The sequence below is a fragment of the Bradyrhizobium sp. SZCCHNS3002 genome (assembly GCF_032377435.1).
Taxonomy (GTDB): domain Bacteria; phylum Pseudomonadota; class Alphaproteobacteria; order Rhizobiales; family Xanthobacteraceae; genus Bradyrhizobium.
In genome coordinates this window covers 298513-310889 of sequence record NZ_JAUHHY010000007.1, presented here as the reverse complement: position 1 = coordinate 310889, position 12377 = coordinate 298513, and the positions used below count along the sequence as shown (strand labels likewise).

The 12377-nt window shown below is 64.6% G+C and carries 11 protein-coding genes; 2 read left to right on the top strand and 9 right to left on the bottom strand.

Translation table 11 applies throughout. The annotated features are described in order from the left end of the window. Positions 1-85: 85 nt before the first annotated feature. From QW845_RS17495 to QW845_RS17480, 4 genes are all read right to left on the bottom strand, one after another. Positions 86-2248: an anthranilate synthase component I gene (locus tag QW845_RS17495; protein ID WP_315802790.1), complete on the bottom strand. Its 2163-nt coding sequence runs from the start codon at positions 2246-2248 to the stop codon at positions 86-88. A gap of 300 nt (positions 2249-2548) precedes the next feature. Continuing rightward, positions 2549-3703 (bottom strand): IS4 family transposase, encoded by a 1155-nt coding sequence (locus QW845_RS17490; RefSeq protein WP_315800429.1) that lies wholly within the window; start codon positions 3701-3703, stop codon positions 2549-2551. A 181-nt stretch (positions 3704-3884) separates the two neighbouring features. Then, a complete protein-coding gene (locus tag QW845_RS17485; RefSeq protein WP_315800429.1) occupies positions 3885-5039 on the bottom strand; it encodes an IS4 family transposase in 1155 nt (384 codons plus the stop codon). A 335-nt stretch (positions 5040-5374) separates the two neighbouring features. Beyond that, positions 5375-5947, bottom strand: coding sequence for a TetR/AcrR family transcriptional regulator (locus QW845_RS17480; protein WP_315802789.1), 573 nt, complete (start codon positions 5945-5947; stop codon positions 5375-5377). A gap of 132 nt (positions 5948-6079) precedes the next feature. On the opposite strand from QW845_RS17480, the gene QW845_RS17475 reads away from it, so the two are divergent. After that, positions 6080-6496, top strand: coding sequence for a 4-oxalocrotonate tautomerase (locus tag QW845_RS17475; protein ID WP_315802788.1), 417 nt, complete (start codon positions 6080-6082; stop codon positions 6494-6496). Positions 6497-6557: 61 nt separating this feature from the next. Here the strand turns inward: QW845_RS17475 and QW845_RS17470 are convergent, their stop codons facing one another. Then, a complete protein-coding gene (locus QW845_RS17470) occupies positions 6558-7610 on the bottom strand; it encodes a hypothetical protein (protein ID WP_315802787.1) in 1053 nt (350 codons plus the stop codon). A 399-nt stretch (positions 7611-8009) separates the two neighbouring features. On the opposite strand from QW845_RS17470, the gene QW845_RS17465 reads away from it, so the two are divergent. Continuing rightward, the gene (locus QW845_RS17465; protein ID WP_315802786.1) at positions 8010-8213 is read left to right on the top strand and encodes a hypothetical protein; all 204 of its coding nucleotides are present in this window, start codon (positions 8010-8012) and stop codon (positions 8211-8213) included. Between the two features lie 45 nt (positions 8214-8258). On the opposite strand, the gene QW845_RS17460 is transcribed toward QW845_RS17465, so the two are convergent. The 4 genes from QW845_RS17460 to petA all read right to left on the bottom strand — a co-directional run bounded on the left by QW845_RS17460 (position 8259) and on the right by petA (position 12191). Continuing rightward, a complete protein-coding gene (locus tag QW845_RS17460) occupies positions 8259-8933 on the bottom strand; it encodes a dienelactone hydrolase family protein (protein ID WP_315802785.1) in 675 nt (224 codons plus the stop codon). A gap of 146 nt (positions 8934-9079) precedes the next feature. Next, positions 9080-9412 (bottom strand): YnfA family protein, encoded by a 333-nt coding sequence (locus QW845_RS17455; protein WP_315802784.1) that lies wholly within the window; start codon positions 9410-9412, stop codon positions 9080-9082. Between the two features lie 115 nt (positions 9413-9527). After that, complete coding sequence (locus QW845_RS17450) at positions 9528-11600, bottom strand: cytochrome c1 (RefSeq protein ID WP_315802783.1); 2073 nt, start codon at positions 11598-11600, stop codon at positions 9528-9530. Between the two features lie 60 nt (positions 11601-11660). Then, positions 11661-12191: a ubiquinol-cytochrome c reductase iron-sulfur subunit gene (petA, locus tag QW845_RS17445; protein WP_315802877.1), complete on the bottom strand. Its 531-nt coding sequence runs from the start codon at positions 12189-12191 to the stop codon at positions 11661-11663. Positions 12192-12377 lie beyond the last annotated feature (186 nt).

Sequence of the window (12377 nt, the reverse complement as noted above, 5' to 3'; positions counted from 1 at the left end):
CGAGCGAAGCGAAGCAATCCAGGGCCGCGAAAACAACTCTGGATCGCTTCGTCGCTACGCTCCTCGCGATGACGGCGACCACCTGTTACGCCGGCTGCTTCAGCCGGAATGCATTCTCCACGATCCGCAAACCGACGGCATCGCCGAGCGACATCAGCGATTCCGGATGGAACTGCACGCCGCCGACCGGCAGCGTCTTGTGCTCGATCGCCATCGCCACGCCGTCCTCGGTTGCCGCCGTCACCGTCAGCACCTCGGGCATGCTGTCGCGCTCGACGAACAGCGAGTGATAGCGGCCGATCACGATCTCATTCGGCAGCCCCTGCATCAGGCGGCCGCCGCGCACCTGGACCCGCGAGGGCCTTCCATGCGCCGGCTGGGCGAGCTGGCCGAGCTGGCCGCCGAAATACTCTCCCATCGCCTGCACGCCGAGACAGACGCCGAAGATCGGCAGCTTCTTTTGAAGCGCGGCATCGATGGTGGTCGAGATCTTGAAGTCCTCGGGACGGCCCGGCCCCGGCGAGAGCACGATCAGATCCCAGCTGCGCTCGGCCAGCATCTTCAGTGCATGGACATAACGCACCACCGTGACGTTGGCGCCGACCTGGCGGAAATAGTCGGCCAGCATGTGCACGAACGAGTCGTCATGATCGATCAGCAGCACGTTCTTGCCGGAGCCTGTCGCGTCCGGCGCCGTCGACGACAGCGGCTTCGGCGGATCGCCGCGCAGCGCCTGGAACAGCGCCGCCGCCTTGACCTGGCACTCGCGATCCTCGGCCGCGGGGTCCGAATCGAACAAACAGGTGGCGCCAACGCGCACCTCGGCGAGCCCGTCCTTCATGCGGATGGTGCGGATGGTGAGGCCGGTGTTGATCGAGCCGTCGAAATTCACGGCGCCGATCGCGCCGGCGTACCAGCGCCGCGGCGAGCGCTCATTGTCCTCGACGAACTGCATCGCCCACAGCTTTGGCGCGCCGGTGACGGTCACGGCCCAGGCGTGGGTCAGGAACGCGTCGAGCGCGTCGAAGCCCGGCCGCAGCATGCCCTCGACGTGGTCGACGGTGTGGAACAGCTTCGAGTAGGTCTCGATCTGGCGGCGCGCCAGCACCTTGATGGTGCCGGGCACGCAGATGCGCGCCTTGTCGTTGCGGTCGACGTCGGTGCACATGTTGAGCTCGAACTCGTCCTTCTCCGAGTTCAGGAGCTGACGGATCTGCTCGGCATCGCCGATGGCGTCGCGGCCGCGCGCGATGGTGCCGGAGATCGGGCAGGTCTCGACGCGGCGGCCGTCGGAGCGGACGAACATCTCGGGCGACGCCGACACCAGGAACTCGCCGTCGCCGAGATTCATCAGCGCGCCATAGGGCGACGGGTTGATCCGGCAGAGCCGCTGGAACACTTCCGCCGGCGAGCGCTCGCACGGCTCGGCAAACAACTGGCCGGGCACCGCCTCGAACAGGTCGCCGCGGGCAAAGGCGGCGCGGGCCTTCTCGACCGTGGCCTGGTACTCGCCCGGCGCGTGGTCGGCAAAGCCCTGGCGCGGCTCCTTCAGATAGACGCTGGCGTCGGTGTCGCGCGGCAGGCCTGATGTCGACTGGCCGTTCCAGGAGAAATCATAAGACAGCACGACGCCGCGGCCGGTGGCGCGGTCATAGGCCAGGAGGCGATCGGGCACGTAGAGCACGATGTCGCGCTGGTCCTTTTCGCGCGGCCGCTTCTGCACGAGGTCCTCGATCTGGAAGACGAGGTCGTAGGCGAAGGCGCCGAACAGGCCGAGCAGCGGATCGTCATTGGCGGACAGCGCGGCGATCATCGCCCGCACCAGCGACATCACGCTGGCGCGGCGGGTGCGTTGGTCCTCCTCGACCGGGGCAGGCCCGCGGACGATGTGTCCGGCCAGCCGCGCCGGCGAAGCCGCAGTAATGACCACGCAGGGCTCGCGCAACGTGTCCTTCAGGAACGCGATCAGCACCTCGCCGCGGCGGTTGAGCGCCTGCAGGGTGAAGTCGGTGCCCTTGGTTTCCAGCACCAGCGGTGGGTCGGCGAAGCCGAGGTCAAAACTCTCGTAGCGGCCGGGCACGGTCGTGCCCGAGGACAGCACCACGCCGCGGCGGCGGTCGAGCAGGTCGATCAGGTCGTCGAGCCGGCTGGCATTGCCGGAAAACTGCTCGACGGCGCGCGTGATCGCGAGCCCGCTGGAGGTGCGGTAGTCGCTGCGGGCCGGAAGGGCGAAAACGGTCCTGTTCATGGGGTCCTCTTGGGCGTCCTCTTACGGAATTTGCCGAGGAAACGCCACACAGGACCAACCGGAAGCCGCCGCTGCGTGGCGGCCCCTCTGCGATCGAATGTCAAATGAATCGCACCGGCCACCTCTTACAAGGTGCGCCACCAGAGACGGGCTGGGCGGACAAGGGTGCTCATGCGGCGGAACTGACCACGGGCGGCGGGCGGGGTCAAGGGGCGGCGGGGACACAGGTGGGGGTGGCGCTTACGTGTGCGCGTCTTTCTCCACCTCGTCATGGCCGGGCTTGTCCCACGGCTGTCCGGTTCAGCTTCCGCATATTGCGAGGCTCAACTGTTGTGGGTTTTTGGCAAGTTGGGGTGGCCCCGTGAGCAATTGATCGATGGGGCGGCGATGCATGAGGTTGGTGCGGACCAATCTGGCAAAGACCAAGGGGCTTTGGATTGCCTTCTGAAGGTCTTGCGCGAGGCGAAGCAAGAGGAAGGCGATCAGGGCAACGGCGATCTGGATACGAACGGCGTTCTCAGAAGTCCCGAGGAACCTGGTGATCTTGAGGGTCTGCTTGACCCAACGAAAGAACAACTCGATGGCCCAGCGGCGACGATAGAGGTCGGCGATCTCTTGAGCGCTGGCATCGAGGTCGTTCGACAGGATGCGCAGGATCTTTCCCGTTTCCAAGGTGACGCGCACTTCGCGCACCGCAGTCTGCATTGGATTGCGGCGGCTGTAGGCTTGGCGTTGTGGAAGGAAGCCGATGCGGTCGGAGAGGATGTTGCCATCCGCGATGACAGGCAACTCCTCCACGACCCGCAGCGGCGTATTGGATTTGAACCGGGTCACGATTCGACAACCGGCGGCGTCCAGTTGAGCCCACCAAGCATATTCATAATAGCCGAGATCGAAGACGTAGGTTGCTCCCGGCTCGATGGGCATCTGATGCGCTGCAGTATTGTCGTTGACGTTGGCTCCGCTGATTGCCGCATAAATCGGCCGGTCGGCGTCGGCATCATAGATCACATGCACCTTGGCACCGCAGACACCGGTAGAGAACCGTGCCCAGCCAGCGCTGGCTTCTGTCAGCCGTACGCTGGTCGAATCAATCAAATACGTCGTCTCGGCAAGCTTGCGGCGTAACCGGCGATGGGCCTGCTTCATCATGATGGCCAACAGGGCGGCAAACATCTCCGCAGGCCGATTCATATTGGCGTCCGCGAAAGTCGAGCGGCGGACAGGGCCCCCACCCAGGTGATAAAGCCGCGCGGTGTGGCTCGACAGCCCGGTGACAATCTCACGCAGACTGGAAGCCCCCGAAAGCTGGCCGTACAGCAGCGCCACAAATTGGTCTTTGGTGGAAAGCCGTCGAATCCGCGCGTCCGTGCCATGCTCGTCCACAAGCGCCTCGAAGCGATGCCAGGGGACCAACTTCAGAATGTCTCGGAATACTGTATTCTGATGCGGCATGGCGGGACCTTCCTGGTGTGTCTCGAACATTTGGCGATGCTCAAGACCGCAGAAGAATCCACGCCATGCGCCTTGTCCAGCCTGCCTGAACCGGACAGCCGTGGGCTTGTCCCGGGCATCCACGTTTTTCCGAGGGCGCCGCACGGCGTGGATGGCCGGGCTTGACCCACGGCTGTCCGGTTCAGCTTCCGCATATTGCGAGGCTCAACTGTTGTGGGTTTTTGGCAAGTTGGGGTGGCCCCGTGAGCAATTGATCGATGGGGCGGCGATGCATGAGGTTGGTGCGGACCAATCTGGCAAAGACCAAGGGGCTTTGGATTGCCTTCTGAAGGTCTTGCGCGAGGCGAAGCAAGAGGAAGGCGATCAGGGCAACGGCGATCTGGATACGAACGGCGTTCTCAGAAGTCCCGAGGAACCTGGTGATCTTGAGGGTCTGCTTGACCCAACGAAAGAACAACTCGATGGCCCAGCGGCGACGATAGAGGTCGGCGATCTCTTGAGCGCTGGCATCGAGGTCGTTCGACAGGATGCGCAGGATCTTTCCCGTTTCCAAGGTGACGCGCACTTCGCGCACCGCAGTCTGCATTGGATTGCGGCGGCTGTAGGCTTGGCGTTGTGGAAGGAAGCCGATGCGGTCGGAGAGGATGTTGCCATCCGCGATGACAGGCAACTCCTCCACGACCCGCAGCGGCGTATTGGATTTGAACCGGGTCACGATTCGACAACCGGCGGCGTCCAGTTGAGCCCACCAAGCATATTCATAATAGCCGAGATCGAAGACGTAGGTTGCTCCCGGCTCGATGGGCATCTGATGCGCTGCAGTATTGTCGTTGACGTTGGCTCCGCTGATTGCCGCATAAATCGGCCGGTCGGCGTCGGCATCATAGATCACATGCACCTTGGCACCGCAGACACCGGTAGAGAACCGTGCCCAGCCAGCGCTGGCTTCTGTCAGCCGTACGCTGGTCGAATCAATCAAATACGTCGTCTCGGCAAGCTTGCGGCGTAACCGGCGATGGGCCTGCTTCATCATGATGGCCAACAGGGCGGCAAACATCTCCGCAGGCCGATTCATATTGGCGTCCGCGAAAGTCGAGCGGCGGACAGGGCCCCCACCCAGGTGATAAAGCCGCGCGGTGTGGCTCGACAGCCCGGTGACAATCTCACGCAGACTGGAAGCCCCCGAAAGCTGGCCGTACAGCAGCGCCACAAATTGGTCTTTGGTGGAAAGCCGTCGAATCCGCGCGTCCGTGCCATGCTCGTCCACAAGCGCCTCGAAGCGATGCCAGGGGACCAACTTCAGAATGTCTCGGAATACTGTATTCTGATGCGGCATGGCGGGACCTTCCTGGTGTGTCTCGAACATTTGGCGATGCTCAAGACCGCAGAAGAATCCACGCCATGCACCATGTCCAGTCTGTCTGAACCGGACAGCCGTGGGCTTGTCCCGGCCATCCACGTCGTCCGGCATGCTGAGAACGATGTGGATGCCCGGGACAAGCCCGGGCATGACGGAGCAACTAGTCGGCAGGATAGTTCGCTGGGATAGCTCCGCATCTCCATATGCGACAGCCCTGCCCTGGAGTGCCCCTTGCAGGGAGCGGGGCTCACCGCTGTTGGGCGAGCGGCAACTCACAACTTGCGAAGCTGAGTACTCGCGCGGCAATTGCCCTACAGCAGCCCGCGCGCGGCTTGCTTGAGATGGGCGGCGATGGCGTCGCGGGCTTCGGGTGAGGCGACGCTGCGCGCCATGGTCACGCCGCCCGAGAGAAGCGCCATCAATGCCCAGGCCTTTTGCAGCCGCGCCTCGTCGGTCTTTCCCTGCAACCCTTTCGCGATCTGCCGGGCGACCCGTTCGAGCGCCGCGCCGTAGCTGGCCTTGATGGCCGCGCTGGCGCGCGTGACGTCCGGGGTCAGGCTCTGCAGGCCGCAGCTCGCATCCAGCGCGCAAGTGAGGCGCTCACCGAGATAGAAGGCGACGAACGTCTCGGCCCAGCGGGCGCCCTGCTCCGCCTGAAGGGCTGCAATGCCGGCTCTGAGTTCCTCGAGTCCGGCCAAGGCGGCGGATTCGAACGCGGCGTCCTTCGACTTGAAATGACCGTAGAATGCGCCGGAGGTGACCCCGGCCTCCTTGGCCAGACCATCGACGCCGATCCCGCCATAGCCGAGCCGGCGAAATCCGCGGCCTGCGGCCTCCAACAGTTTTGCCTTTGCTTCCAGCTTATGTTCGGCCTGATACCGCATCTGGCGCCTTTCATAGCGATCGTTATTTCACGATTGACTCATAACGATCGTTATTCTATATATACATCACGGTCGTTATATAATGACCGCCATTCCCCGGACAACCGCCATAGGGCGGGCACAGGAGGACTCATGCCGATCAGTCTCACACTCACCGAAGGCGTCATCGCTGCCGACAAGGCGCCGATCGCGGTCGCGCGGATCACGGAAGCGTTCCTGAGACATCATGGTCTCGCGGGAAACAGGATCATGACGGCGAACGTCACGGCCCATCTGAACATCCTGCCGAAGGGCCAGACCTTCGCCGGCGGCCAACCGGTCGATGGCGCCTGGATCGAGACCAAGACGCCGTCCTTTGCGCTCGCCAGCCGCGACATCCAGACGGCGTTCTTCGGCGAAGCCACCGACATTCTGCATGACCTCTCCGGCGGCGCGCTGGCGAGGGACCGGATCTGGTCCAACGGCGTCCATGCCGTCGACGGCACCTGGAATCTGCACGGCAGGCCGATGACCAACGAAGCGCTTGTGGGAGCCATCACCGCAGGCTGACCACGGCCATCGCGGCCGCTACCGCATCGCGCGGCGGCGGCCGTGACTGAATGCCGACCGCTCACGTCACCGGCTTCACCAGCCCGAGCTCCGCGAACTTCTGCTCCGTGGCCACCACCGCGTTCTCATACACCTCGCCGCGCTCGACGAAGTAGTTGAAGTAGCCGGCCGGCGTCTCCGGCTGGATCTCGACCAGCTCCACGGTCTTGTATTTGGGATCGGTGATGGCGCCGCTCGCGATCAGGTCGTTGATGCGCTTGAGCGCATCGACCTCGGCCTTGTAGCCGACCGAGAACCACATCTCGGTGGTCCAGTCCTGCACCTCGAACCAATTGGCCGGCGCCTGGCCCTGCCACCCCTGTGCGAGCGGGCGGACGGCGAAGACGCGGTCGAAACCGTGCAGCTCGGAGATGATGCTGGCACGGTGATAGGCGCCGTCCATCTGTCCCTGCGGCAGCTTGGTGAAGCCGTAGAGCGACAGCCACAGCGCCGCCTTGACCGCCTCCGGCGTGATCGGGCGGATGGCGCGCTCGGCCAGCACCTCGGAGGCGTAGCGCAGGTCGCGCTTCGCCGCCGATTGCCGCGCCTTGACGGCATGAGCATTGGGAACCGACTTCTCCGACGGCAGCAGCGCCCGCGCCGCCTCGTTGCCGTAGAGATAGCCGGTGCCGGTCTCGGGATCATAGGTGTTGAACACGACGCCGATCGGCGTGGCGTTGAGCGTCTCCGCCGCGTGCGCGAAGTCGGCCTCGCTGCGCACCGGGACATATTGCTGCGCCGGCCACAGCCGGTCGGCGAGGGCGTTGAACGGGCCGTCGCGCCAATCCGGCCAGGAGACGAGGCGCGCCAGCGCCTCGGCATAGGCGGGACGGAACACCCCGGGATAGCCGAACATCACCGTGCGCAACTGCGACGCCGGATCCCGGTGGCGGTCGGAGGACATCAGCTCGTTGCGCAGATCGAGACCCTGAAGCCACGCCGACAGCACCAGGATCTGGCCGGATGTCGCGGTGACGAGATCCGGCGTCACGCCCCAGGCGCGGGCCGTATCGAGGAAGCCGGCGCCATGGGCGTTCAAGCCGCCCAGCCCGGCCAGCGCAAAGGCCACACGCACGGCTTTCTCCATCAGCAGAGGGATCGGGGAATGCTACCTCAGATTGTTTCTGCGACGCAACCGGCGACGAGACGCGGCGAATTCGAACATCGAACGAAGCGACGCGTTTCGAACATGATCAACGCTCATATCCCGGCGAAACAACGGTGATTCGCGGAAACCTCGCAGCGCCAGGCGGCGGAAGGCTGCAGCCGGCGGCTGTGCGGCCCGTCACAACCTCATGTTGCGCGCGTGCATGAGGCCTCTCCTGTCGATCGGCGGTTGTCACAACCGCAAAAAGTTACATAACTTGACCGTGCGTGAGGGCAACACCTGTTGTCTATCTGCCATAGTATGGCAATGATTGGTTAACCATATTGAATTACCTTGGTTAACATGGCTCGCGGCAAACAGCCTTCTGTGTCGCATGCGCTTCCGAAGCAGCAGACGCTGCTCGATTGCTTCCTGGAAGCGCAGGCGAAGAGGACGAAGCGTCGACGGCGCTCCGCCGACGCGGCGACCAGCATCGATCCCGCCCGTCCCTTGGAGCCGACCGACGACGCCTCGTCCCGCGACGAGGCCGAACAGACGTCGGCCGAGATCAAGGCCGTCCGCGCGGTGTAAAGTCCGCGCGGCACCGCTTCGGACCGGTGCGCCCCTGCCCTCAGCTCAGCCGAGATGCTTGTGGAAGAACGCCGTGGCGCGGCCCCAGGCGAGCTCGGCGGCCGCGCGGTCGTGCACGGTCATGCGCTGCTCGTTCACGAAGGCATGCTCGGCGTCGTAGCGGTAGAGCTCGAGCGACTTGCCGGCGGCCTTCATTGCCGCCTCGAAGCCGTCCACCAGCGCCGGCGTGCACCAATCGTCCTTGTTGGCGAAATGGGCCTGCAGCGGAATCTTGACGTCGGCGGGCTTGGCTGCCTGCTCCGGCGGAATGCCGTAGAACACGACGCCGGCGGTCAGCTCAGCGATCCGGGTGGCGCCGATGATCGTCACCGCGCCGCCGAGACAGAAGCCGGTGAGGCCGACCTTGGCGCCGTTACGGGCGAGATATTGCGCGGCGCCGCGCACCGTCTGCGTGGTCGCGTCCATGAAATCGAGCGAGTTCATCTCGCGGCCTGCCGCATCCGTGTCGTGATACGGCACCACCGTGCCCTTGTAGAGATCCGGCGCCAGCGCGTTGAAGCCGGCCAGCGCGAACCGGTCGCACATGCCCTTGATCTGATCCTGCAGGCCCCACCATTCCTGGATGACGACGACGCCCGGCGCATTGCCCTGCGCCGCCTTGGCGAGATAGCCCTTGGCCTCCTGGCCGTCGGGGCGCTTGAAGCTGATGAGTGTGCCCATGATGGTCCTCCGCAATTTCTGTTTGGGACGTTGGGAATGCGGTTTACCGCAAATGCGCGTCCGGCGCGACGGGAGGGGATCGGGTTCGCTTCAACGTGACCGCCTTCGTAGCCGGATGTCGCCACGCTCGGCCACGGGTCGCCGCGCTACACCGGCAGCGACCGTGGCGCGAACAGGATCACGGCCATGCCGGCGAGGCAGATCAGGGCGCCGGCGGCGTCCCACAGATCGGGGCGATGGTCTTCGACCAGCCAGCCCCACAGCAGCGCCGACGTGATGTAGATGCCGCCATAGGCGGCGTAGGCGCGGCCGGAGAGCGGGCTGTCGGCGAGGGTCAGCAGATAGGCGAAGCCGGCAAGCGCGACCATCCCCGGCAACAGCCATAGCGGCGAATGGCCGAGCCGCAGCCAAGCCCAGAACGCAAAGCAGCCGCCGATCTCGAGCACGGCGGCGCCTGCGAAGGCCAACAATGACGTCATTGCGTCCCCTCCTCTGCCGTGCCTCGCCAATGCTACGACGGCCAGAGCGGCCAAAAGAAAAAAAGCCCCCAGAGGGGGCTTTTTCAATCGCATGCGGCGATGGCTCGGGCTCCGCTCAATGCGCGGCAGCCCAGACCCGCTTCTTGGTGAAGTACATCAGCCCGGCGAAGATGATCAGGAAGATGAACACCTGATAGCCGAGGCGCTTGCGTGCTTCCATGTGCGGCTCGGCGGTCCACATCAGGAAGGTCGCGACGTCGTGGGCATACTGCTTCACGGTGGCCGGCGAGCCGTCGTCGAACGTCACCTGGCCGTCGGACAGCGGCGGCGGCATCTTGATCGCGTGGCCGGGGAAGTACTTGTTGTAGTACGAGCCGTCCGGGATGGTCACGCCGTGCGGCGGGGTCTCTTCATAGCCCTGCAGCAGTGCGTTGACGTAGTTCGGGCCCTGCTCCTGGAACTGGGTGAAGAAGTCGATCAGGAACCAGGGGAAGCCGCGCTTGTAGGAGCGCGCCTTGGCGATCAGCGACAGGTCCGGCGGAGCCGCGCCGCCATTGGCGGCCCGCGCGGCCTGCTCGTTCGGGAACGGCGCCGGGAAGTAGTCGGCGGGGCGGCCCGGGCGCTCGAACATGTCGCCGGCGTCGTTCGGACCATCCTTGATCTTGTACTCGGCGGCGAAGGCGGCCGCCTGGGCGGGCGAGTAGCCGGGACCGCCGGGCTCGGCCAGGTTGCGGAACGCCACATAGTTCAGCGAATGGCAGTTCGAGCAGACTTCCTTGTAGACCTTGAGGCCTCGCTGCACGGCGCCGCGATCGAAGGTGCCGAACGGACCCGCAAACGACCACTTCACCGACGGCGGGTTCTCCTGGCCTTCGCTGGCACGGGCATCGCCCATGCTGCCGGCGAGCAGCGACACCGCGGCGACCAGCGCGATCACGGTCGAGACCATCGGCGCCGCCTTGCGGCCGGACTTCGCCAGCACGTCGTCGGCGATCGAGTTCGGCAGCGGCCGCGGCCGCTCGATGCGGGCGAGCAGCGGCAGCACGATCAGGAAGTAGGCGAAGTACAGCACGGTCAGGATACGGCCGAGCACGACGTAGACGCCCTCCGGCGGCTGCGCGCCGAGATAGCCGAGGCCGACGCAGACGACGACAAAGATCCAGAAGAACTGCTTGCCGAGCGGACGGTACTTGTTCGAGCGGGTCTTGGCCGAGTCGAGCCAGGGCAGGAACACCAGCACGATGATCGCCGCGAACATCGCGATCACGCCGGCGAGCTTGTTCGGCACCGAGCGCAGGATGGCGTAGAACGGCAGGTAGTACCATTCGGGCACGATGTGCGCCGGGGTCACCGCCGGGTTGGCCGGGATGTAGTTGTCGGCGTCGCCGAGATAGTTCGGCATGTAGAAGATGAACCAGGAATAGAAGATCAGGAAGCAGGCGACGCCGAAGAAGTCCTTGATCGTGGCATAGGGCGTGAACGGCACCATGTCCTTCTCGGTCTTCGGCTCGACGCCGGCCGGATTGTTCTGGCCGACCACGTGCAGCGCCCAGACGTGCAGCACGACCACGCCGGCGATCAGGAACGGCAGCAGGTAGTGGAGCGCGAAGAAGCGGTTCAGGGTGGGATTGCCGACGGAGTAGCCGCCCCACAGCAGGGTCACGATGCTCTCGCCGAAATAGGGCACCGCCGAGAACAAATTGGTGATGACGGTGGCGCCCCAGAAGCTCATCTGGCCCCACGGCAGCACGTAGCCCATGAAGCCCGTTGCCATCATCAGGAGATAAATGATGACGCCGAGGATCCAGAGCACCTCGCGCGGCGCCTTGTATGACCCGTAATACAGGCCGCGGAACATGTGGATGTAGACGGCAAGGAAAAACATCGACGCGCCGGAGGCATGCATGTTGCGCAGCAGCCAGCCGTAGTTCACGTCGCGCACGATCAGCTCGACCGACTTGAAGGCCATGTCGGCGTGCGGCGTGTAGTGCATCGCCAGGATGACGCCGGTGACGATCTGCACGCCCAGCATGATCGAAAGGATGGCGCCGAACGTCCACCAGTAGTTCAGGTTCCGCGGCGTCGGATAGGCAACGAAGGACGAGTGGACCAGGCCGATGATCGGAAGTCGTTGCTCGAGCCACTTCAAGGCGGGGTGGCTCGGCTGGTAGTCAGAAGGTCCACTCATGATGCGTTCCTGAAGAAATTATCTTGCACGATCGAGCGTGAGCTCAAGACAAACGTCTGCTCAGCCGATCTGGATCTTGGTGTCGGAAACGAACTGATAGGGCGGGACGGGAAGGTTGAGCGGCGCCGGTCCCTGGCGCACGCGGCCGGAAGCGTCGTACTGCGAGCCGTGGCACGGGCAGAAGAAGCCGTCGTAATTGCCTTCATGCGCGATCGGGATGCAGCCGAGATGGGTGCAGATGCCGATCACGACCAGCCACTGCTCGTGGCCGTCCTTGGTGCGGGACTGGTCGGTCGCCGGATCCGGCAGGCTCGACACCGGCACCGCGCGCACTTCCTCGACCTGCTTCTTGGTGCGGTGGGAGATGTAGATCGGCTTGCCGCGCCAGAACACCTTGATGTCCTGTCCTTCGGCGACGGGCGCGAGATCGACCTCGATCGGCGCACCGGCCGCGATGGTCGAGGCATCGGGGTTCATCTGGGAGATGAAGGGCCACAGGGCGAGCACACCGCCGACTGCCGCGGTAGCGCCCGTGGCGACGAAAAGAAAATCCCGGCGTGTCGGATGATCCGCAGTAGACGCTGTCACGATTCCAACCCTTTCTTCGTTGCAGCCGGTGGAACCGCCCCGCTCGACGTCTGACGATCTCGACCTGGGAGATCACGTGACCGGGAGATCCTGCCGGCGCCCGCGTCCCCCGCGGCGGCAGAAAACGGCTCGCTCCACCGCCCCTGGGGAACAAGCCGTCCAGAATCGTTCTATTGGCACCCTTGCGAT